This window comes from Bacteroidota bacterium, from assembly GCA_020402865.1.
GTDB lineage: Bacteria > Bacteroidota > Bacteroidia > Palsa-965 > Palsa-965.
Window position 1 is genome coordinate 1 of record JADBYT010000007.1, and the last position, 21,585, is coordinate 21,585.

A 21,585-nucleotide genomic window follows, 5' to 3' on the forward strand; every position below is an offset into this window, starting at 1 on the left:
AGCAGATGTGCCTGCACTTCGTCCGGCACCTGCACGTTTATGTCGGGCACAAATGCGCGCACCCAGTCAATCGCATCGCGCTCCATAAACTCGAGACCCGAAGGCGTGATTCCGGCGCGAAACACGGCGCTAACGGCTTCACACGCATCGGCGGCATTGTTAAACGGCACCAGCATGACTAAGTTGTGCGGCGGATACGGAATAAGGCGGAACACAATTCTGGTAATGATGCCCAGCGTGCCCTCACTGCCAATCATAAGGTGCGTGAGGTTGTAGCCGGTTGAATATTTGAGCACGTTGGCGCCTGTCCACACAATTTCGCCGGTGGGCAGCACCACCTGCATGTTGAGCACATAATCGCGGGTGGTGCCGTATTTCACGGCTTTGGGGCCGCCGGAGCTGTGCGCGAGATTGCCGCCGAGGAAACAACTGCCTTTGCTGGCGGGATCTGGCGGATAAAACAGGCCTTTTTCGCGCACGGCGTTTTGGAATTCTTCGTTTATCACGCCCGGCTCCACGGTAGCCTGCAGGTTGGCTTCGTCGATGTGGAGAATTTTGTTGAAACGCTCCATCGAAAGCACAATGCCGCCGTGTACGGGCAGTGCACCGCCGCTAAGCCCTGTGCCCGCGCCGCGCGGCGTGAGCGGTATGAGGTAAATATTGCACAGCCGCACAATGGCCGAAATTTCTTCGGGCGTGTGCGGACGAACCACACAGGCGGGTTTGTAAAGCAGATCTTCGGTTTCGTCCTGCCCGTAACGCAAAAGGCGCTCTTCATCCGTATGCACATAGTCGGGGCCGAGCAGGCTTTGCAGTTCGGCAATAAGTTCGGGCGTAAGTATTCCGGCGTTCATCAGCTTGTGGTTCCGTAAATCAGTTTCGTGTGCCGCCGGGAAGTTCTTTAACCGTTTTCCGGCGAAATCGTGTATTTTGTGCGTCCAAATTTACAGGTAAATCATCATGCTGCGAATTTCACGTATGGCCCTTGTGGCCGGATTAATGCTTGTGTCGGCCACAGCCGGTGCTCAACTGCAAACCAAAAAAATTACGCTCGAAGACTGCTGGGCCAAACCTACCTTCCGCGCCGACGGCGTGTGGGGCCTGCGGCCCATGAAAGACGGACAGCACTACACGAGCTTCGAAACACTTGAAGACAAAACGGTGCAGGTGTCGAAATACAACTACGTAACCGGCAACCGTGTACAAGTGCTGTTTACCGAAAAACAACTCACTCCCGAAGGTAAAACCGACCATATCGACATTGGCGATTACACCTTCAGCGCCGACGAGAAAAAAGTGCTCATCAGCACCAATTCAGAAAACATTTACCGCTATTCCACCAAAGAAGAAAACTACGTGCTTGACCTTGCCACCGGCAAACTGCGCCAGCTTTCCGCAAAAGGCAAACAACGCCTGGCCACATTCTCGCCCGACGGAAGCAAAGTAGTTTTCATGCGCGATAACAACCTCTTTCTGGTGGACCTGAAAGACATGAGCGAATCGCAGATTACCAGCGACGGCGCCTGGAACAAAATCATTAATGGCGGCACCGACTGGGTGTATGAAGAAGAATTTGCGCTGGAAAGCGGCATCCGCTGGTCGCCCGACAGCCGCCGCATTGCCTTTCTGCGTTTTGATGAAAGTCAGGTAAAAGAGTTTGCCATGACCATGTACAACACCGGCCTTTATCCCGAGCCTTACAGCTTTAAATACCCCAAAGCCGGCGAAAAAAATTCGTATGTGAGCATTCTCATTTACGATGTAACCAATGGCGAAATTGTACCGGTTGATGTGGGACAGGAAACCGACCAGTACATTCCCCGCCTCGACTGGACGGCCAATGCCAATGTGCTTTCGTTTCAGCGCATGAACCGTTTGCAAAACAAACTTGAACTGCTTTTTGCCGATGCCGCCACCGGAAAATCAACCGTGGTGCTTGAAGAAACCAGTAAAACCTACATTGAAGTAAGCAACGACCTGCGCTTTTTGCCCGATAACAAACGCTTTATCTGGAGCAGCGATGCCGACGGCCGCAACCACCTGTACAGCTATACGTTTGAAGGCACAAAAATTACGGGCAAACTTCAGCTTACTTCCGGCGCATTTGATGTAATTGAGTTCTACGGTATCGACGAAAAAAACACCAGTTTGTTTTATCAGTCGAACGAAGAACATCCTGCACGCCGCGCGGTGTACAGCGTTACACTCGATGGTAAGAAGAAAATGAAGCTTTCGTCGCAACTTGGCACCAACCGCGCCGAGTTCAGCACGGGCATGAAGTATTACATCAATACATTTTCAACGGCCAATATACCGCCGGTAATTACGCTGCACGATGCGTCGGGAAAACAGATCAAGGAACTGGTAAACAACGAAAACCTGCGCCAGATTACGGCCATCTACGGTTTTGCAAAGAAGGAGTTCTTTGAAATCACCAACGCCGAAGGCATCAAACTTCAGGCATGGATGATTAAGCCGAACGATTTTGACCCGAAGAAAAAGTACCCTGTGCTGATGCACGTGTACGGCGGCCCCGGCCACAATACGGTAAACGACCAGTGGGAACGCGGCGATTTTTACTGGCACCAGTTCCTTGCGCAGCAGGGCTACATTGTGGTATCGGTTGATAACCGCGGCACCGAATATCAGGGGGCGGCTTTCAAAAAAGCCACCTACGGCAAAATGGGCGAACTCGAAAGTGCCGACCAGATAAGCGCCGCAAAATGGTTGCAGCAGCAGCCTTATGTGGATGCAAACCGCATCGGCATTCAGGGCTGGAGCTATGGCGGATACATGTCGAGCCTTTGCCTGGCGGTGGGCGCCGATATTTTTAAGCTGGCTATTTCGGTAGCGCCCGTAGCTAACTGGCGTTACTACGACTCAATTTACACCGAGCGTTACATGGGTCTGCCCAAAGACAACGGCAAAGGTTACGATGCGTTTTCGCCCACCAACAACTTGCAGAAGATAAAAGGCAAACTCCTGCTCGTTCATGGCACAGCCGATGATAACGTGCATTTTCAGAATTCGGTGGAGATGGTGAATGCGTTGGTGAAAAGCAATGTCCAGTTCGACTTCTTTATGTTCCCCGATAAAAATCATGGCATTTATGGAGGTAACACCCGTCTCTATCTGTTTACCAAAATGACCGATTACCTGAAAGCCAATCTGTAAGTAGTGAAAAGTATGCAGTGATGTGTGTATAGTGAAAAGCGAAGTGGTGCAATTTTCTGGGATAAACTGCTGATTTTCTGTCTTTGACGGAAAGAACAGCGGTTCCGGGGCAAAAAAACCAATCAAGCTATGCTTTACACTCACCACTATTTCTATCTTCGCAATTCATCATTGTTTAACATTACTGCTCAGATATGACTGACACAACCTCTAAAGGCCATCCCAAAGGGCTTTATCTGCTGTTTGCCACCGAAATGTGGGAGCGCTTCAATTTCTACGGAATGCGCGCCATTCTTTCGCTGTTTCTGATTAATGCGTTAGCGTATTCAGATGCCGAATCTTCTGTTATTTATGGTGGTTTTCTTGGTCTTTGCTACTTAACCCCGATGCTTGGCGGATTTATTTCCGACCGCTATCTGGGCAACCGTGCGTGCATTCAGCTGGGCGGTTTAACAATGGGTCTGGGACAGTTGCTGCTGTTTGTTTCGGCTTCGCTCTATGCTTCAAACCTCGAAACAGCCCGAATGGTTATGTGGGTTGCATTGGGTGTAATTATTATGGGTAACGGCTTTTTCAAACCCAACATTTCATCCATGGTGGGCAGCCTTTATCCCAAAGGCGATAACCGTCTTGACTCAGCCTTCACCATTTTCTACATGGGTATCAACCTCGGCGCACTTATTGGTAATGCAATTTGTTCGATTGTAGGTGATGTGAAAGTGGATGGCGTGCGCGATATTTCGGCCTTCAAATGGGGATTCCTTGCGGCAGGTTTGGCCATGTTCCTCGGGGTAATTATTTTCTATGTGTGGAAAAACAAATTCATCCGCACACCCGAAGGAAACCCGATTGGCGCCCGTCCTGATCACAAAAATACACCCGCTGCCGAACAGGCCAAGTTTGCTCCGACAAGCATTGCACTCTGGGCCGGTATTGCAATTGTTCTGATCAATGTATTTCACTTTTTGGTAGGTCAGAACTGGATTTACTCGTTCATTTACAGCAGCGGTCTTGCGCTTGCCGGATTGATCATTACCGATAAATCGCTCACCAAACAGGAACGCGACCGTATTTCGGTAATGTATATGGTAGGATTCTTTGTAATCTTCTTCTGGGCTTGTTTTGAGCAGGCCGGTTCTTCGCTCACCTTCATTGCCGATAAGCAAACAGACACTACGCTGCTTGGCTGGACCATGCCGCCCACACTGGTGCAGAACTTCAATGCTATTTTCGTAATTGCGCTGGCGCCAATTTTTAGTGTATTGTGGATTATGCTGAACAAGCGTAACCTCGAACCCATTTCTCCTGCCAAGCAGGCTATTGGTCTTGCCATTCTTTCGCTGGGCTATCTGGTTATAGCCTTCCAGGTGCGCGATCTTGGCGGTGCAAAACTTGGTGTGATCTGGCTTATTGTAATGTATCTGCTTCACACCATCGGCGAACTTTGCCTCTCGCCCATTGGTCTTTCGCTGGTAGCCAAATTGGCTCCGGCCCGTTTCTCATCGCTGCTCATGGGTGTATGGTTCCTTTCAAACGCATCAGGTTATGCGCTGGCTGGTACTTTGGGAGCACTCATCCCGCAAGGTCCCGGCGAAATTGCTGCGGCTTCAGAAAAAGGTATTGATCTGGTGGCTGTTCTCAACAAAACCATTACGCCTACTGCCGAACAGCTTGCCACGCTCAAGGAACTCAAAATTTCCAGTGTTTATCCGAGCTTTGCCGGCTTCGAACTTCATAACCTGTATGAGTTTTTCATGGTATTCGTTATTCTCTCGGGCGTTGCAGCCGTACTGCTGTTTGCGCTTGTGCCGCTTATGAAAAAACTCATGCACGGCGTTCGCTAATACATTACACACAAACACACGTAAACAGCCACGTCAGAAGTAATTCACGTGGCTGTTTTATTACCTGGTTAAACAATGAGCAATGTTTTCAAGCCTTATGTAAACGATGGCACGCTGATGGCCGAGTTTACGCCCCGTGCCATTATTCTTGGCTGCATCTTCGGCGTATTGTTTGGCGCGGCCAATGTGTATCTGGCACTGAAAGCCGGACTCACAGTGTCGGCATCCATTCCCATTGCCGTAATGGCTATTTCCATTGGCCGTAAAGCGTTGCGCACCACCATTCTGGAAAACAACATTATCCAGACCACCGGTTCGGCGGGCGAATCCATTGCTTCAGGCGTGGTGTTTACCTTGCCTGCATTCCTTTTCCTCAGTGCGGATGCCAGCGGGGAAGTGTTTTTCAATTACTGGACCATTTTTGCGCTGGCCGTAATTGGCGGTTTGCTTGGCACGCTGATGATGATTCCGCTGCGCCGCTCGCTCATTGTACAGGAGCACGAAACACTTCCCTACCCCGAAGGCACGGCCTGCGCGCAGGTGCTCATTGCCGGCGACAAAGGCGGGCAGTTTGCACGCACGGCTTACCTTGGTCTGGCCGCTGCCGGTGTGTATGCCCTGCTGCAAAAATTCTTTCACTTTATTGCCGATGTACCCGGCTATCTGGTGAGTCAGACCAACAAATTCATGCCCTCGGCCCGCATTGATGCAGAGATTACGCCCGAGTATCTTGGCGTGGGCTACATTATCGGGCCGCGTATTTCGGGGCAGCTGGTGGCGGGCGGTGTGCTGGCCTGGCTGGCGTTGATTCCGCTGCTGGCGTTCCTTGTGCCGGCCGATGTAATTGCCGCGCAGCTGGTAAAACTCGGCTACCTCGAAAGCCTTACCACAGCTGGCGGTGCTGGCGGCTGGGATCCGCTTACCCACCATTTTGCCGATACTGCCGAGGCGGTGTACAAAGCCTTTGTACGCCAGATTGGCGCGGGCGCGGTGGCAGCGGGTGGCTTCATTACGCTTTTCAAAACATTTCCTACCATTGTTCGCTCCTTCCGCCAAAGCCTCGCAGCCATCCGCGGCGGAAAGGCAAACACCGAAACCCGCCGCACCGAAAACGATCTTTCTATCAAGGTAACGCTCTACGGCTGCCTAGCACTGGTGGCACTCATTACCGTGCTGCCTGTAATTCCGGGCGATACACTGCTCGGTAAACTGCTTATTGGCATCCTCGTAATTGTATTCGGCTTTTTCTTCGTCACCGTATCAAGCCGCATTGTTGGCATTATCGGCAGCAGCAACAGTCCGGTGTCGGGCATGACCATAGCCACCATTATGGGTACGGCCCTGGTGTTTATTGCCTTTGGATTAACCGGCAAAGCCTATGAGCCCATGGTGCTGGTGGTGGGCGGACTGATTTGCATTGCGGCGGCCAACGCGGGCAATACGTCGCAGGATCTGAAAACAGGCTTTCTCATTGGCGCCACGCCGCGTGCCCAGCAGCTTGCATTGTTTATTGGCGCCATCGTATCCACATTTGTGGTCGGTTTTGTTGTGCATCTGCTCGATACGCCCACAGCTGCACAGCAGGCTGAAGGAATTAACCACGCCATAGGCAATACGTACGCTGCACCGCAGGCTACACTTATGGCTACGCTCATTAAAGGCTTGCTCGGCAACGGCCTCGACTGGCAGTATGTAATGGTGGGCGTGTTTCTGGCCGTTACGGTGGAGCTTTGCGGGGTAAACGCGCTTTCATTTGCCGTAGGTGCTTACCTGCCGCTTTCCACCACACTGCCCATATTTGCCGGTGGCTGCGTAAAAGGTGTGGTTGACTGGAACGCCAAACGTAAAAAGCAGGAACCCGAAGAAGGCGAACTTGGCCGCGGCAGCCTCTTTGCCACCGGACTTGTGGCCGGCGGAGCACTTATGGGCGTACTGGCCGCCGCACTGAGTGTATGGCCCGCCAGTGCTGATGTACTTGCGAAACTCGACCTGTCGGAAAGTATGAAAAATGCTTTGGGCAGCGGCGGTTATATGCTGCTGGGGGCTTTGTGCTTTGTGGCATTGGGTGTTATCCTGTTCCGCGTGGCCGTTAAAAAAGATGCGCACAAGGAGTAAAGCCGGCTACAGGCTTTTTTCGTACCTTGTAGTAATAAAACAGGCTCGGTTTTTGCAAACAAACTGTATGATGAAGATGAAACTGAACAAATTTCGCCTTGTATTGCTGGCCGGTGCGGCCTCTGCACTTACACTTACTGCTTTTACGCTCAATAATCATCCGCAGCAAACACCCGCCGCCAAACCACAAACTGCCACTGCCGCACACGTAGAATGGATTTCGATTGAAGAAGCCCAGAAACGCTGCGAAAAAGAACCTCGCCGCATTTTTATCGACTTCACCACAAGCTGGTGTGGCTGGTGTAAGGTGATGGATCAGAACACGTTCTCAAACCCGGTTATTGCGGCTTACATGAACAAAAACTTCTACTGCGTAAGTTTCAATGCCGAAACCAGCGATACCGTAACCTTCAACGGCCAGCAGTTTTTTAACCGCAATCCCGGCACACCACGCAGTCCGCACGATTTTGCCATAGCCGTACTGCGCGGACAGATGTCATACCCCAGCTACGGCATCTTCAACAAAGCACGCAACTCGGTGTCTATTCTGCAGGGCTACATGGCCCCCGAACAGTTTGAACCTTACCTGCACTACTACGCCGAGGAAAAAGAAAGCGTAATGGCCTATGCCGACTTTCTCAAAACCTTCAAAAGCGAATTACCACCGGCTCCGCAAAACAAAACCGCCGCACCCGGCCATTAATCACACGCCCCCACTCACATGACAGAGCAGGAAAACACCAGCGTACCTACCCTCCCTGATCTGAAAAAGCGCATTGAAGCCATCCTGAAAATGCGCGACTATACCTACACCGCCCTTGTCGATCACATTGGCACCACTGAACGCGAGCTCGATAACGCGCTTGCGCAAAGCACCATTGAAATACGCACCCTCGAAAAAATTTCAAAGGCACTGCGCATTCCGCTCTACAGTTTTTTCAGAAACAGCGAGCAATCAGGCGATGAAAATCCGCACAACTACTACAACGTAAACATCTGGGCGCCCGAAGAAATCCAGCTTCGTACCGAAAATGAAAACCTGCGCCAGGAAGTGGATCGCCTGCGTTTGGAGGTGGCTAAGAAGGAAATTCTGATTCAGGGATTGGAAGAACAGTTGAAAGCGAAGACGTGAGGTAATTCATTTACACTATATGAGTATTATGAGATATGTAGTGATAAAAACTATCTTTATAGCTTGGAAGCATTTCCAAAACTAACAGAATTATTTAATTGCTAAAAAATTCAAGGCTTGAAATTGACTTCCTTAGCGGTCAATCGTTATTGAGATAAATATAGTTATTGCAATGTTCAGAAAAAACAATAACCTAAATTTGGCCTACTTTGTGAAATAGGTCAAGTTTTGTATGTAGAAAATGAGCCGTTGCTAACTAAAATAAAACCAGATGAGAAATAGCGGTATTAAGAAACAGAAATACAAGATTACAACCGTTGAACAGGCAAAGACTGTTTCTCGTAATTTCTTGAAAACAATAGAACTCGATAAAGCTATTGACTTTGGACTTCCAGAAATAGATGACAGATATCACATTTGGAGAGTTCCGGTTAAATCGAAGAGTAACGAAAATATCGGCGAGATTGTTATTGATGCATTTACGACATTAATTATCGAGAAAAAGACAACCAATAAGAAAGTTCTCGAATCAAGACTCTTGGGAAGAAAAAATGGCACAGAAGTAAAAAACAAAGGAAATAATATCCCGAAAATTTCAAATCTAAGAAATACAATCGGTCTAGGAGACTGCGAAATTCTATTAAAAGAAACTCCAAGCGAATCGATTGATTTGGTTTTTACTTCACCTCCGTATTACAATGCCAGACCTGAATACGTTGAATATTTATCTTATGAAGAATATCTGCTAAAAATCAGAAAAATCATTCATCAAGCTCACAGGGTTTTGAATGAAGGGCGATTCTTCGTAATAAATATTTCACCCGTTCTAATAAGACGTGCTTCAAGAAATGAAGCATCAAAAAGGATTGCAGTTCCTTTTGACTTCCACAGAATATTCATAGAAGAAGGTTTTGAATTTGTCGATGATATTCATTGGGTTAAGCCGGAAGGTGCAGGATGGGCTACAGGACGTGGAAGAAGATTTGCCGCAGATAGGAACCCATTACAGTATAAACCAGTACCTGTAACTGAATACATTCTTGTTTATAGAAAACAAACAGATAAACTAATTGATTGGCACATTAGAAAGCATCCCGACCCAAACACTATTGAATCATCAAAAATTAAAGATGGTTATGAAACAACTAATCTTTGGAAAATACATCCATCATATAATAAGAAGCATCCTGCAGTTTTTCCCTTGGATCTTGCAGAAAAGGTAATCCAATATTACTCTTTTAAAAACGATGTAATTCTGGATCCATTCGCAGGAACAGGTACAACGGGAAAAGCAGCCGTAAAAAACGGTAGACGATTTGTACTTTTTGAACAAGAAGAAGAATATATGAATCTTATTAAAGAAGATGTGTTTAATTGGTTACAAAAGGATACAGAAAAAATAAATTGGATTAACACCGAAGCCCCAAAAAGCAGACAACGGTATTTAAATCTTTAAATATGAGTAATAAAAAATTGTTATCAAGTCAGATTCCTGAAATTGGACGTAACCTTACAAAATTCACTGGTAAGGAACTTATCGACAGAGTTGGAAATGATGTGATAAATGAAGTAGTAACATCAATATTATGTGGGGGGAATGTCAGAACTTTAACTGAAGGCTTAACTCAAAGACGAATATTAATTTCGAATGCTTCGCTTTTCCTTACATATCTTAAGGGCTCGAAGCTATTTGAAAATTTTGAGTCTAACTTCAATTCGATAATTATTAATGAACTCACTGAAAACAAACTAAAATCAGAAGAGAAAATTTTCCTTCAATGGTTCATTGGTTTGACTGGAAAAAGTATTCAAAATGTACTAAGGAGCAACCCTGATGAAATTGAAAAACATTTAAGAGAATTTGATGAACGATTGAAAGAATCGTCTGTTGAAATCATCAAAGAGATCGGTGATATTAGCACTACTATAACTATTGATAAAAGGAATTATCTTTTAAAGTGGCCATCTCTTCTAAAAATATTTTATGCTATTGGAACGCAAACTTTGGCAATTCGTGGAAGTGAAAAATCAATGTATGGAAAACTATTTGAGAAATTAATACTTGGATCTGTATTACAAATTCTTGGTTTTAAGCAAATTGACCCTAAAACTAGCAATCAATCAAAAATGGTATTTTGGCTTTCACAAAGAGAAAATAAGCGTGAAAGTGATGCAACTATTCTAATAAAACCAGGTATTGGAGCTAGATTTGACCTTGGTTTTATTGGACCAGGTAACAGTGAGATTTCTCTTGATAAAGTTTCTAGGTTTGAAAAAGAAATGAGCCATGGCAGGCAGCTCCACTATATGTCTACTATTATTTTAGTAGATAGAATTGGGGATGGGAGCAGAATTACAGAAATGGCTAAAGAAATAAATGGCACCATCATTCAAATGAGTATGACCTATTGGGTAAAAGAAGTGGCTCAAATTCTATCTGAAAAACTTGGCTTTAAACACCCTATTTTGAATATGAAAGCCGATCAAAGCATAGAGTTTATTGAGAGCGAAATGAAAGAGGTTGATCTTAAAAAATTCATGGATTAGAATATATCAGATATTAGATGTAAGTGTGCATCACCCCTTCAACACCTTCTCAAACACCCCAACCATTTTCCCCGCAATCACATCAAACGAATACTCCTTCACTACATCTTCATTCACCCGGTAAATTTCACCAAGCCGCTGCTTATTGTCGCAAAGTCCTTTAAGCGCAGCGGCAATGGCTGCTGCATCAAACGGATCTACGATAATACCCGTTCCTGCACTGCGTAAAATATCGGTACAGTCTGACGCGCCGGCCACGGCCAGCACGGGTTTACCGGTAGCCAGATATTCGTAAAGTTTGCCGGGAATGAATAGCGGACGCTGCCCGCTTTTTTCGGTTTCAAGCGGAAGAAAAAGCACATCGGCCTGTTGCAGTGTGTGCAGCGAATCGGCTTTGGCTTTGTAGCTTTCTATTTGCACACATGCCTCCACACCCATTTTTACAGCTTGTGCCGCTGTACGTTTATCAATCGCGCCCCAGAAATGCAGTGTTATTTTTTGCGCGTATTCAGGATGTTGCTGCAGCAAATGTTTCAGCCCCGCAAAAAGGTAATAGGCCGAACGGGTGCTGATATCAAGATTATCAACCTGATACGTGCCAAACATACGGCTGAGCAGGCTTTTTGAGGCATACTTCGCCGGATCGAAATACGCCAGACTGCCGGCATACGCAATAACCAGTTTATCAGTAGCCATTGGTAAGCACGGTTAAACGTTCGGGACTGATGAAACCTCGCTTGCGGTAAAGCGCAGCTGTTTCTGGTGTATTTACAATGAGCTGATCGGGCAACGAAAGCAGCTTCTCCTCTACCCTGCGCGAAATTTTCCAATGCAGTTTCGACGGCCATTGCCAGGCGTAGGCATCGGAATACGGATCGCGCAAATCAGCCACCCAGCGCAAGCCGTCTTTTTGCAAGGCACGCCCGGCAAAGAGCGCACTGTAAGGTCCGGAGCTGGTGTACACGAGTTTGATGCCATGTTCGCGCACCAGCTTTCGCGCCACAGGCAAAAGTCTGGCCGGCCAGCGGGCCGATGATTCATAAAGCCACGCATAACCGAAAAACCAGAAGAAACGATAAAGCCGCCACTTCATCATAAGGCGTTTAAATTTGCGTGGCTCACCGGTGGCTACACGAATTATCAATGCTTCGGGCGGAAGCTGTGCAAGCAGGCTTTCGTCAACTGCATACGGACCGCTGCGTACATCGTTTTCGGTAATCGTAATTACTATTGGACGGAAGCCGAGTGCGGGAAGTCTTTTTACCAGTTGCAGCGAACGGTGTGTGCCGGGCCCGCCCATGGGCGGAAAATGATGCGCAATGAACAACACCGGCTCCATGCTTCAGTTTTTTGAGTCGCCTGAAAACCGTTCGCGTATGCGGGCAAGGTAGCCGCTGGTGGAAAGTCCGTGGCTGCGGTCGGTATAATAAAAATCCATCGACAAATCAGCACCGGTAATGGGCTTTCCTTTGTAATCATCGCCCAGAAAGCGGATGCCGATATTTTTGGTCTTCAGTATTTCAAGCAGTTCGTCTTCGCTGCTGTAGGTCATTACTTCATCCACAAACTTCACGGCCTGCATAATTTTAACCCGTTCTTCGATTGTAAAAACGGGTTTGTTTTTGCCGGGATTGATTTGCGGATTGATGTTTTCGGCCGTGTTGAGCGCCACAATCAGGTAATCGCAATGTGCACGGCATTCTTCAAGCATGAGCACATGGCCTGCGTGAAAAAGGTCAAAAACGCCACATGTAAAACCAATTTTCATGCTTTGCCCAGTTCGTTTTTGAGATAATCGCTCAATTTATATCTTGGCTGCCAGCCTAATATTTCGCGGGCTTTTGCCGTGTCGGCATAGGTTACATCGGCTTCGCCTTCGCGTTTGGCAATGAATTCAATATTATCCGAAATCATTTTCGCCACGTCAAGCACGGCAAACGTATCGCCAAAGCCTACGTTAAATGCGGTGTTGAGTTTGTGCGGATGTGTGGCTGCCGCCAGATTAGCCAGCGCCAGATCATGCACATGGATGAAATCGCGGCGCTGTGTGCCGTTGCCGGTTACCAGCAAGGCCTGTCCGTTTTTATGGCGGTTCAGGAAAATGCCGATTACACTGCTGTATGCGTTAAATGCGTTGGCCGGATTGAAACTGCGCGGACCATACGGATTGAAATAGCGCAGCGTCACATAATTGAGCGGATAACGTTCGGCCAGAATTTCGAGATACTTCTCTACCTCGTATTTCTGAAACGCATACGGACTAAGGCATTTTACTGATTCGTTTTCGGTGGTGGGAATATGATCGGGTGTGCCGTAAATGGCACTGGAGCCGCTGTAAATAAGACGGGGATAATGATTTTCTTTAATCATTAATTCCACCAGATGCATAGCCCGCGTTACGTTTGCGGTAATGTGTTCGCCAATGTATTCGAAACTGGGCTGAATACGTGGCAATGCGGCCAGATGGAATACTTTGGTGTAAGGTTGAAGTGTGGTGAGTGTGGCAAGATCGGCTTCGGTAAATGTGAAGCGCGGATTGCCAAGTGCATGCGCAATATTGGCTTTTGTGCCTGTGCTCAGGTTATCAATTCCGTCGATCTGCCAGTTTGTTTCGGCCAGCAGCACATCGAGCAGATTGGAGCCGATAAAGCCGGCCACACCGGTAATAAGTACGCGCTCAGTCATGCAGCGAATCGAGGATGATGTGCAGAATGGTTTGGTGGAAACACTCCACAATGCCGTAGTTGCGCACAGGCGTTACAAAATTTATATCGCCGCTGCGGCTTAATGTGTTGTGAGGCTCAAAGCCCGAAAGCGTAAGTACACGTCCGCCAAGCTCACGCGCCTGCGCCACCGCATTGAGAATATTTTTCGATTCGCCCGAACTGCTGATGGCCACCAGCAAATCGCCCGATTCGAAGTGGAGTTTAAGCCACTCGGCCATGGCGCGCTCGTAGCCGTAATCGTTTGCATAGCAGGTAATGAGCGCGGCGTCGGAAAACGCATGTGTGCGGAAACGGCCAATTTTGGCATAGTCTTCCATCATGTGCGAACAGATGGAATTACTGCCACCATTGCCAATGAAATATATCCGCTTCACATTTCCTGTGCGCAGCATAGTTACAGCTTCCTGCATTTGCTGCTCAAGTTGCGGATCATTCATCCACTTTGTGTAATACTCTTTATACGACGCGAGCTGCATGTTCGAGCAGTTTTTTAGGGGTAACTGATTGTTCGTTGCAAAGCCAGGTAGTGGAAAGACTGGCCGCAAGCGCAGGAATGGTCAGGTCTGTTACATTGCCCTGCAACGCAGGAAGCAGTGTACAGAATGCCAGAAACGTATCGCCGGCACCAATTGTATCCACAATTACACTCTTATACGACTGCTGATGCAGTGAAGTTTTGCCGTTGTAATGCAGCGAACCTTTACCGCCAAGCGTGACAAACAAATGCTCGGTATTGAGTTCGTAGTTATACAACTCCGCAATGTCCGAGTCATTATCGCGGCTTATGTTGCGGTTCATCTGAAGGCTGGCTTCACGTAAATCAAGCGTAATGCTTTTTTTGCGGTACTGCTTCCATTTCGAGATGCGGTTAAACCCAAAGTTGTTTGAGTTTGTCTGGCACATGAGGTGGAAGCCGTCGGTAATGGTTAGTTTATCGCAGAAACCATGACCAAAATCGGCCACAATCACTACATCATAATCCGATGTATTGATATGGATGGGGCCAAAATTGGATGTGTCGAATTTATTGATCTCCACATGCTTCTTTTTGTCGAACGCATCCATGTAACGTGTTTTCACAATCTCGTCGCCGGGATTTGAAATGAGCGTTACCTCCTTCACAAAATCGGTGAGATGCCCGGCAATAGCAGCTGCGCCGCCTTTCTGCACAAGCGGCTCTTTGCCGGCTTCGAGTTTAAACACCGGACAAAACGATTTCATGGAGTGACCTTCGTAAGTCACTTCAATAAACTGATCAATGATGGTTTCGCCCACCACAGCCACGCGCAGGTTTGCGGCTTGCGCAATAAACTCGTTTACTTTATCGGTAAGTGACATCAGCGCGTTCCGGTGCAGATGAATACAAAATGATAGTGGTTCTCCGGATAAAAAGTGGAGATAATCTGGTCGATCTGACCGAAGGTATATACATTGCGGAACCTGTCGGCACAAAACTGATGCAGCTCGGCAAAGCTGAGTTCGCGGATGTGGTAATCGCGGCGGTTTTGTGTGGGCGGCGGATCCATTTTACGCACGGTAGAAATAAACAACGTGCCGTCGGGCTTCAGCAAACGCCGCATGGTGTTCATCAGTTCATGCTGTGCAGCCTCGTCCATGTGTTCAATCACCTCAAAACAGGTAATCACATCAAACGAACCCTCTTCTAGTTTGGAAATATCCTGAATTACATCAATTCCTTCCGGCGCATAACCATCAGGATACACATCATGCGAAATTACCTGTGCAAATTTTTCTTTCAGAATACGGGTACCGTATCCTGAACCACAGCCGTAATCAAGCACACGCAGATTTTTATCGTTCAGTGTACGATTTACAAAACTGTATCTCGCCATCGAAACAAGGGCATCCATTGATCCGAGTGAGTAATCGATTTCAAGTCGCTTCATGCAAACTGGTTTTTGACAAATGTAACTATTTCGTGTGTGGAAAAGGCGTACTGAAAAGGCTTTGCTACGGCTCTTTTCCCTCTGAAACGCAGCGTATTTACAAGGCTGCCTATTTGTGTGCCGCCTTTGTAGATGATGAGCACCTGTGCCGGCACATAATCGGCCAGATATACAGCGCCTGAGTGCTGAGTAATAATGAGCGAAGCATTGGCACAGGTTTCGAGCACGTTGCGGTTGTCGGCGCTGATGCGCAGCACAATGTTTCCGCGTTCGCGCACAGCCAGTGTTTGCGAGGGATGACCGGTAATGTAAATCTTATCGAAATACGGACTGAGTAATTCGGCCAGTTCGTCGTAGTCCCAGGCTTCGCCGTTGTTGAGCGAGGATGCGGCACCTTTACTTCGCGGAAAAAGCACACAGCTTTTCTCCGTGGCGCTGCGATACACTTTACTCAGATCAGGATAATGCAGGTGATTGCCTTTGAGCAGCCAGCTGCGATGAATAAACCAGTAGTAATATTCATCGTTGATATTCCAGAAAGGCAGACCCGATGACTGCGCTTTTGTGTGAAAGGCTTCTATTTCCCGCTGCACATCGGCTGGCGGAATGGCACGGTTAAGGCGTGGCGGTACTTCGGCAAAAAAATCGCGGAGTTCATGATAAGTGGCTACCAGCGAATTTCCGTGTTCATCAACCAGAAACGGACTGTGCAGTTTCATGCCGCAGTAATGGATTTTTACACCGCGGCTGTGCAGATAGGCAATAAACGGAAGATTATGTGCCAGGAAATGTCCGAACTCGCCTTTAAACGGGCCATAGCAGCATTCTTTTTTGCGCAGCGTTTTCCAAAGCTTCAGCCAGGCTTTGGCAAAGCCCAGATAAATTCCAATCCAATAACGTAACCTCGCAAAGCCTTTGTAGCTCTTTGCAAAATGGCGGTTGTCGGAAAGCACCGTTAAATCGCGCGGCTGTTCACTCATGCTTTTCCGTTCTCGAGCCGTTGCAAAAAAGCATCGGGATTATTGAAATTGCCTGCGTTGAGCAGTTCGGCATCCGGCTTAAGCCACCATTCGGAATGCAGTAAGCGGTTGCGCATCTCCTCGTCAAAGCGGTAGCGGATAATACGCGCCGGAACGCCTGCTACTACCGCATAAGGCGGCACATCGTCGTTTACAAAAGCACCGGCACCCACTATTGCCCCATGCCCCACCGTTACGCCGTTGCGGATAAGCGCGTTGGCCGAAATCAGTACATCGGCACCAATTACTGTTTGTTTGCCCTCGTCTTCGGCGTAAGTGTTTTCATTCACCAGCCCGCGCCGTTTGGCATAAAACGCCGGTGATGTACTTACCCAATCGTCGGGGTGACTCATCAAACCGATGCGCACACCGGCCGAAATACTTGTAAATGCACCAATGCGGGCGCAGGAACTGATGTAGGCGTTGCGGCCAATGTACACGTAGCGGCCAATTTCTTTCAGGCCCGCAGGCAGTAATACATTTTCTTCAATTACCGTTCCCGGCTTTATGAGTTTTTCCACTTCGGGCGGAAGCAGAGAAAGTATGCGCGATCCGGCAAACAGCGTTGGATAATACGCATGAATGCGGCGGGCAATTTTCAGTTGCAAAAAACCGTATCTGATTAATGTAAGTAATTTCATGATACTGTTTTTTGGGTGTCGGTACCAAGCCATTGTGCGGCCGTGTACTTTTCGAGTTGAAACGAAGCCAGAAAAGCGTCCGTGGTTTCACTCATCGCCTTATCAAGCAGGGCATCAAGTTGTGGCTGTGTAACCGCACATACATTGGCGAGCGCTGATCCGGGCAAGGGAAAGTTATTTATTCCGGCGGGGAAAAACAATGTTTTGTAACCGGCAAATAACCGCTCAAACAAAATTGTACTCATTGCGCCAATGCCTGTATCTGCTTTGGCAAATTGTTGCGTAGATGGTATGCCTGCCTCAGAGAAACGATAGTTTACACCTTCAAACATGCGGGCGTAAAATGCTTCGGTTTGCGCAATATATTCGGGTTTACGTTCGCGCGGGTGCAGGAAAATGATAAGCAGCACCTGTTTGTGTGTGCGACACCATTGCGCAAGAAGCGGTAACAATTGTTTCTCGGCCTGATGATCGCCGAAGCCGGTATCGATATTATTTTCTGTTTCACGCAGCCATACTGCATGCGAATAAAAGCCAAGTGTATTTTGAGGTGCTGCCGATTTTAATTTTAATTCATAGTAAGCCCCATAGCGCGGCCATATTTCAGGTGTCCAGTGCTGCAACTGCTTTACAAATTTTCGGGTTGCCGAAACATACAATTCATCAGCCTGATACGGACTTCCCAAACTGAGTTGGTCGGCAATCAATTCATTATGATGTGCTGCAAGTAAACTTGGCGATGGAATTTTATTTACTGCAATTCCCTGAGCACGCAGCAGCAGCGTCAGCGCGTTTGCGTCTTTCTCGTAAGGCGAATAAAAATGCAGTTGCTTAATTGATTTTGAGTGAAGAATATGCAGAAGAGCAGCAGCCTCGTGGGCTTCGCGTAGCAGCAATGCCTTCGGTAAGCGCTTACCACGATTAAACGCCAGCAGCAAAGCCTGAACTAAACCAAATGTTTTTGAGCGCCCCGGATAATCCGTACCAAGCAACTCCTGCCGCGAAATATATAATCCCGGCATTTCTCCAGTATTCTGACGCACATGCATTATACGAAGCGCAAACTCGCTGGCTTTGTTGTCAAAAACAGCTACACTGTTATTCGCATCATTCATCTTTTTTGCAGCCTCTGTATTTTGCGACAGAGAAGTTACAAGCTGTTTCCAAACTCTGAGCCCGGCCAGAGGGTCGTTTGCTCTGAATCCCTGCATGCGGAATGTGGGTTTGTTTACCAAACACCAGCCCGCGAGAGCTTCTTCCGAAGCAAACTTGCCTGCCGTCGAAGCAACAATCAACTTTTTGTAAAACCGATATACCTCACGAGGCTTCATAGCACAGCGCAAATCAGGGATTGATGCGGTTAAGCACTTCATTAAGCTTGCCGGCGCGCTGCAAAATCGTTTCCACAAACTCGCGGAAAGCGCCCTCGCCTCCCCGGCTTTGCGTAACCAGTTTCACTTCGTTGCGCACATACACCGGCGCATTGGCCGGTGCCGCCGGAAAACCCGCACGGCGCAGCAGCTGCACATCGCCGATATCATCGCCAATATAAGCCACATCAGCAAGCGTAATATTCATTTTGTTACAAAGCTCCTGCGCACATTCAAGCTTATTGCTGATACCTTGAAAGAGGATATCGATTTTAAGTTTTGCGGCACGTCTTGCCACAATCTCGGTATTCTCTCCGGTAATAATACCCACAGGAATTTTCAACTCACGCAAAAACAACACACCGGCACTGTCTGATGTATTAAACTTCTTCCACTCGTTGCCGGTTTGGTCGTAATACATACCGCCGTCGGTCCACACACCGTCTATATCAGTAAGTACAAGTTTGGGCAGGAAACTCATTCTACAATCATGTATGACTGAATACCGGTGTAGCTGAAACGCTGCAGGCGTATGTTTTGCAAGCCAAGCACATCTTTCAGTGCCTGTGTCTCGCCGGGGAAATGCGGGTCGCACAATTCATCGAAACCAATAACAGAACCTTTGGTAAGGTGCGGTGCAAGCAGTTCGAGACAACGGCGTGTGGGTTCATAGATATCGAAATCAAAGTATGCAAATGCTACTATTGTTTCGGGATGTGCGGTAAGGTATTTCTCCAGCTGAACCACCGCATCACCTTTCACAAGTGAATTTTTACGGATATGGTTAAGCGGACATTCCTTTTCATGATAGTTGAGCACTTCCTGAAGATATTCTTCGTAATTCTCAGTTACCGAAAAGGCTCCTTTCTTAATCACTTCGTGGTTTCCGTCCTGTTCATGTACCGACGGAAAGCCTTCGAACGTATCAAAACCAATGAGTTTTCGGCTGTAGTTGTACGGCTCATAAATACCACGAAGGTTGCTGAGCGTAACCAGGTTTTGTCCCCAGCGCACACCAAACTCCATCATTACGCCATGTACATGAAGAAACTTCTGGTAGAGTTCGTTCATGAAAAGCGTTTTGGTAAGTTCCTGACGCTTTACAAACAGACCCACATTAGCAAGTTGTTCGTTGGCAGGAATGGGCGAATTGCGGTAAAGTTCGCCAAATCGTGCGCGAAGATCCTGTTCGTTGCCCGATGCGATTGTTTTGGTTTCTATGCTCATGCGAGATGTGGTGCGTAAATGATTTCATCAGCCGGTACATCGGCCGTAAGTTTTTTGCCAATTACCTGTGCGCGGTCGGCCCACTTGAAGCCGTCGCCGGGCGAAAGCATGTGCAGGTCGTTTTCAGTAATTACTTCGCCTGCTTTCATGGCGCGTTTGGTAGCAATGGAGCGTTCGAGTTTTACACGTGCGGTTTCTACCGAAGGTTCGATGAATATTTCTTCTTTCCCGAACGATTCTTCAAGCGCACGCAAATCGCGCATCATACGCACCATACCATCCGGCCCGAGCGAACCGGCCTGATCTGTGCCTTTCATGCGGCGATCAAGTGTAATGTGTTTCTCAATAATTTTTGCACCCATTGCACAAGCCGCTACAGGCACTGAAATACCGATGGTGTGATCGGAATAGCCGATGGTGTATTGCGGATAATTCTTTTGCAGCCAGGTAATGGTAAGCAGGTTTACACTGCGCGGATCAGTCGGATACTGCGATACACAATGTAAAATAGAGATGTTGTTGTGATGGCGTGAAATCACGTTCAGCGCATCGTCAAGCTGCGCCTTGCCGGCCATACCGGTAGAAAGGATAATCGGAATTTTTGTTTCGGCCATTGCTTCCAGCAGCGGCAAATTGGTTAAATCGCGGCTGGCTACTTTCAGCGAATCAGGGGTAAACAGTTTAAGCATCGACAAACAGCCCACCGCACAAAGTGTTTCTACAAAATCAAGTCCGTAGCTTTTGGCGTACTGATACAACTCAAAATGCTGCTCGTCGTTGAGCTCAAGTTTGGCGCGGTGTTCGCCATAGGTACGACCGAAAGAATGCGGACTGTCGTACACACGATCCATCTGAGAGCGCGAGAGTTCTTCGTTCAGATCGCGCTTGGTGAGTTTTACCGCATTCATCGATTTGTATTCGCGATTAAAAAGTTCTTCACGAATCGGCCTCGCGGCGGCGTCGATAATCAGTTTGGCAATATCTACCGAACCGTTGTGGTTCTGGCCTATTTCGCCAATTACATAAATTCCGTCAGGTGTGTTCATTTCTGGAAGCGTTCAATCTGCCGTTGCATTTCTTCCCGCAAATCAGGCCGTTGTTGCAATTCGGTCAGGATTTTCTTAAAAGTAATGGGTTTTGAATTGCCTGCCAAATCAAAGTAAAATTGTTGCAGGGCGGCAAAATCTTCGGGGGTATCAATGGTTAAACGTACCGAAAGGTTTTCGTAAACACCTGCTGGTGCGTGAATCCACTGCACGTTAAACTTATCGGGATTTCCGTAGATGAAGTTGGTTACGTGTTCGTGGTAAAACGGATCGTCAGTAGCTGCAGCGGCGCGTTTTAATGCATCCAGCGTGACATATTCGGAAAAAATACCCCAGTGTGCGCGTATGGCGGGTAAATTGCCTGCAAGCGAATAACTGAGGTAATCGGCCGATGAAATGAAAGAAGCAGTAATCAGTTCATCGAGTAAACCGGCATCGAGAAAAGGATTATCTGCGCATACGCGAATGATTCGGCTGAAGCCAGCCTTTTCCGCGGCCTCTGTAAAACGCTGCAATACATCCGTTTCATGTCCGCGAAAGCAGTTAACACCTTCCTCTGCCGCCAGCGCAGCCACGGCATCATCCGCTTCAAGTGCCGATGTAGCGAGCCAAACAGGCACATTGGCCGAATTGGCTTTCAGGCGGTGCAACAGTAATTGCAAAATGCTGTGTCCATCGTAAAACGGCAAAAGCACTTTGCCTGGCAATCTTGTAGAACCCATCCGGGCCTGCACAATTATTCCGGTATCGGGGGCGGTTTGGGAAATAATTAAACTCATTGAAACACTTATACGCAAAAACAGCAAACAGGGTTGTTGACTTTGCTCATTGAGGAGT

General features: G+C 47.7%; 22 protein-coding genes. 7 read left to right on the plus strand and 15 right to left on the minus strand.

Features of this window, described 5'->3' with window-relative positions:
- On the minus strand, positions 1 to 854 hold an 854-nt coding region (locus IM638_05240; protein ID MCA6362419.1), incomplete at its 3' end, for an FAD-binding protein.
- 106 nt (positions 855 to 960) lie between these two features.
- Between IM638_05240 and IM638_05245 the strand changes: the two genes are divergently transcribed.
- The 7 genes from IM638_05245 to IM638_05275 all read left to right on the plus strand — a co-directional run bounded on the left by IM638_05245 (position 961) and on the right by IM638_05275 (position 10,812).
- On the plus strand, positions 961 to 3,174 hold the full coding sequence (locus IM638_05245; GenBank protein MCA6362420.1) for a S9 family peptidase: 2,214 nt from the start codon (positions 961 to 963) through the stop codon (positions 3,172 to 3,174).
- Between the two features lie 194 nt (positions 3,175 to 3,368).
- Positions 3,369 to 5,018, plus strand: coding sequence for a peptide MFS transporter (locus IM638_05250; protein ID MCA6362421.1), 1,650 nt, complete (start codon positions 3,369 to 3,371; stop codon positions 5,016 to 5,018).
- 75 nt (positions 5,019 to 5,093) lie between these two features.
- Entirely contained in the window at positions 5,094 to 7,133 is a 2,040-nt protein-coding gene (locus tag IM638_05255; GenBank protein MCA6362422.1) for an oligopeptide transporter, OPT family, read from the plus strand.
- 76 nt (positions 7,134 to 7,209) lie between these two features.
- Positions 7,210 to 7,836 (plus strand): DUF255 domain-containing protein, encoded by a 627-nt coding sequence (locus IM638_05260; GenBank protein MCA6362423.1) that lies wholly within the window; start codon positions 7,210 to 7,212, stop codon positions 7,834 to 7,836.
- A gap of 18 nt (positions 7,837 to 7,854) precedes the next feature.
- The gene (locus IM638_05265; protein MCA6362424.1) at positions 7,855 to 8,265 is read left to right on the plus strand and encodes a hypothetical protein; all 411 of its coding nucleotides are present in this window, start codon (positions 7,855 to 7,857) and stop codon (positions 8,263 to 8,265) included.
- 271 nt (positions 8,266 to 8,536) lie between these two features.
- Positions 8,537 to 9,721, plus strand: coding sequence for a site-specific DNA-methyltransferase (locus IM638_05270; GenBank protein ID MCA6362425.1), 1,185 nt, complete (start codon positions 8,537 to 8,539; stop codon positions 9,719 to 9,721).
- A gap of 2 nt (positions 9,722 to 9,723) precedes the next feature.
- Positions 9,724 to 10,812, plus strand: coding sequence for a CfrBI family restriction endonuclease (locus IM638_05275; GenBank protein MCA6362426.1), 1,089 nt, complete (start codon positions 9,724 to 9,726; stop codon positions 10,810 to 10,812).
- 30 nt (positions 10,813 to 10,842) lie between these two features.
- Here the strand turns inward: IM638_05275 and IM638_05280 are convergent, their stop codons facing one another.
- The 14 genes from IM638_05280 to IM638_05345 are packed head-to-tail and all read right to left on the minus strand — an operon-like array spanning position 10,843 to position 21,527.
- Positions 10,843 to 11,508 carry a glycosyltransferase gene (locus IM638_05280; GenBank protein ID MCA6362427.1) on the minus strand — a complete coding sequence of 222 codons (666 nt, stop codon included), beginning with the start codon at positions 11,506 to 11,508 and terminating at the stop codon, positions 10,843 to 10,845.
- Positions 11,498 to 12,151: a glycosyltransferase gene (locus IM638_05285; protein MCA6362428.1), complete on the minus strand. Its 654-nt coding sequence runs from the start codon at positions 12,149 to 12,151 to the stop codon at positions 11,498 to 11,500. The genes IM638_05280 and IM638_05285 overlap by 11 nt, the downstream gene beginning before the upstream one ends.
- Positions 12,152 to 12,154: 3 nt before the next feature.
- Positions 12,155 to 12,580, minus strand: a complete 426-nt coding sequence (locus IM638_05290; protein ID MCA6362429.1) for an adenylyltransferase/cytidyltransferase family protein — start codon at positions 12,578 to 12,580, stop codon at positions 12,155 to 12,157.
- Positions 12,577 to 13,497: an NAD-dependent epimerase/dehydratase family protein gene (locus IM638_05295; protein MCA6362430.1), complete on the minus strand. Its 921-nt coding sequence runs from the start codon at positions 13,495 to 13,497 to the stop codon at positions 12,577 to 12,579. The genes IM638_05290 and IM638_05295 overlap by 4 nt, the downstream gene beginning before the upstream one ends.
- Complete coding sequence (locus tag IM638_05300; protein MCA6362431.1) at positions 13,490 to 14,014, minus strand: SIS domain-containing protein; 525 nt, start codon at positions 14,012 to 14,014, stop codon at positions 13,490 to 13,492. The genes IM638_05295 and IM638_05300 overlap by 8 nt, the downstream gene beginning before the upstream one ends.
- On the minus strand, positions 13,995 to 14,876 hold the full coding sequence (locus tag IM638_05305) for a hypothetical protein (protein MCA6362432.1): 882 nt from the start codon (positions 14,874 to 14,876) through the stop codon (positions 13,995 to 13,997). Before IM638_05305 ends, IM638_05300 begins: the two co-directional genes overlap by 20 nt.
- Positions 14,876 to 15,445 carry a class I SAM-dependent methyltransferase gene (locus IM638_05310; GenBank protein ID MCA6362433.1) on the minus strand — a complete coding sequence of 190 codons (570 nt, stop codon included), beginning with the start codon at positions 15,443 to 15,445 and terminating at the stop codon, positions 14,876 to 14,878. Before IM638_05310 ends, IM638_05305 begins: the two co-directional genes overlap by 1 nt.
- A complete protein-coding gene (locus tag IM638_05315) occupies positions 15,442 to 16,425 on the minus strand; it encodes a hypothetical protein (protein MCA6362434.1) in 984 nt (327 codons plus the stop codon). The genes IM638_05310 and IM638_05315 overlap by 4 nt, the downstream gene beginning before the upstream one ends.
- Positions 16,422 to 17,105 (minus strand): CatB-related O-acetyltransferase, encoded by a 684-nt coding sequence (locus IM638_05320; protein ID MCA6362435.1) that lies wholly within the window; start codon positions 17,103 to 17,105, stop codon positions 16,422 to 16,424. Before IM638_05320 ends, IM638_05315 begins: the two co-directional genes overlap by 4 nt.
- Positions 17,102 to 18,436, minus strand: coding sequence for a hypothetical protein (locus IM638_05325; protein ID MCA6362436.1), 1,335 nt, complete (start codon positions 18,434 to 18,436; stop codon positions 17,102 to 17,104). Before IM638_05325 ends, IM638_05320 begins: the two co-directional genes overlap by 4 nt.
- Before the next feature lie 13 nt (positions 18,437 to 18,449).
- Complete coding sequence (locus IM638_05330; GenBank protein MCA6362437.1) at positions 18,450 to 18,956, minus strand: HAD-IIIA family hydrolase; 507 nt, start codon at positions 18,954 to 18,956, stop codon at positions 18,450 to 18,452.
- Positions 18,953 to 19,702, minus strand: a complete 750-nt coding sequence (locus IM638_05335) for a crotonobetainyl-CoA--carnitine CoA-transferase (protein ID MCA6362438.1) — start codon at positions 19,700 to 19,702, stop codon at positions 18,953 to 18,955. Before IM638_05335 ends, IM638_05330 begins: the two co-directional genes overlap by 4 nt.
- The gene (locus tag IM638_05340; protein ID MCA6362439.1) at positions 19,699 to 20,748 is read right to left on the minus strand and encodes an N-acetylneuraminate synthase family protein; all 1,050 of its coding nucleotides are present in this window, start codon (positions 20,746 to 20,748) and stop codon (positions 19,699 to 19,701) included. Before IM638_05340 ends, IM638_05335 begins: the two co-directional genes overlap by 4 nt.
- Complete coding sequence (locus tag IM638_05345; GenBank protein MCA6362440.1) at positions 20,745 to 21,527, minus strand: glycosyl transferase family 2; 783 nt, start codon at positions 21,525 to 21,527, stop codon at positions 20,745 to 20,747. The genes IM638_05340 and IM638_05345 overlap by 4 nt, the downstream gene beginning before the upstream one ends.
- Between the last annotated feature and the right edge of the window lie 58 nt (positions 21,528 to 21,585).

Excerpts from the sequence above, each read along its gene's own strand:
- IM638_05250 (MCA6362421.1), top strand. The coding sequence starts at position 3,369 with ATGACTGACACAACCTCTAAAGGCCATCCCAAAGGGCTTTATCTGCTG.
- IM638_05310 (MCA6362433.1), bottom strand. The coding sequence starts at position 15,445 with ATGAAGCGACTTGAAATCGATTACTCACTCGGATCAATGGATGCCCTT.
- IM638_05345 (MCA6362440.1), bottom strand. The coding sequence starts at position 21,527 with ATGAGTTTAATTATTTCCCAAACCGCCCCCGATACCGGAATAATTGTG.
- IM638_05300 (MCA6362431.1), bottom strand. The coding sequence starts at position 14,014 with ATGCAGCTCGCGTCGTATAAAGAGTATTACACAAAGTGGATGAATGAT.
- IM638_05245 (MCA6362420.1), top strand. The coding sequence starts at position 961 with ATGCTGCGAATTTCACGTATGGCCCTTGTGGCCGGATTAATGCTTGTG.
- IM638_05325 (MCA6362436.1), bottom strand. The coding sequence starts at position 18,436 with ATGAAGCCTCGTGAGGTATATCGGTTTTACAAAAAGTTGATTGTTGCT.
- IM638_05315 (MCA6362434.1), bottom strand. The coding sequence starts at position 16,425 with ATGAGTGAACAGCCGCGCGATTTAACGGTGCTTTCCGACAACCGCCAT.
- IM638_05265 (MCA6362424.1), top strand. The coding sequence starts at position 7,855 with ATGACAGAGCAGGAAAACACCAGCGTACCTACCCTCCCTGATCTGAAA.
- IM638_05290 (MCA6362429.1), bottom strand. The coding sequence starts at position 12,580 with ATGAAAATTGGTTTTACATGTGGCGTTTTTGACCTTTTTCACGCAGGC.
- IM638_05340 (MCA6362439.1), bottom strand. The coding sequence starts at position 20,748 with ATGAACACACCTGACGGAATTTATGTAATTGGCGAAATAGGCCAGAAC.
- IM638_05320 (MCA6362435.1), bottom strand. The coding sequence starts at position 17,105 with ATGAAATTACTTACATTAATCAGATACGGTTTTTTGCAACTGAAAATT.
- IM638_05285 (MCA6362428.1), bottom strand. The coding sequence starts at position 12,151 with ATGGAGCCGGTGTTGTTCATTGCGCATCATTTTCCGCCCATGGGCGGG.
- IM638_05255 (MCA6362422.1), top strand. The coding sequence starts at position 5,094 with ATGAGCAATGTTTTCAAGCCTTATGTAAACGATGGCACGCTGATGGCC.
- IM638_05280 (MCA6362427.1), bottom strand. The coding sequence starts at position 11,508 with ATGGCTACTGATAAACTGGTTATTGCGTATGCCGGCAGTCTGGCGTAT.
- IM638_05335 (MCA6362438.1), bottom strand. The coding sequence starts at position 19,702 with ATGAGCATAGAAACCAAAACAATCGCATCGGGCAACGAACAGGATCTT.
- IM638_05270 (MCA6362425.1), top strand. The coding sequence starts at position 8,537 with ATGAGAAATAGCGGTATTAAGAAACAGAAATACAAGATTACAACCGTT.
- IM638_05275 (MCA6362426.1), top strand. The coding sequence starts at position 9,724 with ATGAGTAATAAAAAATTGTTATCAAGTCAGATTCCTGAAATTGGACGT.
- IM638_05305 (MCA6362432.1), bottom strand. The coding sequence starts at position 14,876 with ATGTCACTTACCGATAAAGTAAACGAGTTTATTGCGCAAGCCGCAAAC.
- IM638_05330 (MCA6362437.1), bottom strand. The coding sequence starts at position 18,956 with ATGAGTTTCCTGCCCAAACTTGTACTTACTGATATAGACGGTGTGTGG.
- IM638_05260 (MCA6362423.1), top strand. The coding sequence starts at position 7,210 with ATGAAACTGAACAAATTTCGCCTTGTATTGCTGGCCGGTGCGGCCTCT.
- IM638_05295 (MCA6362430.1), bottom strand. The coding sequence starts at position 13,497 with ATGACTGAGCGCGTACTTATTACCGGTGTGGCCGGCTTTATCGGCTCC.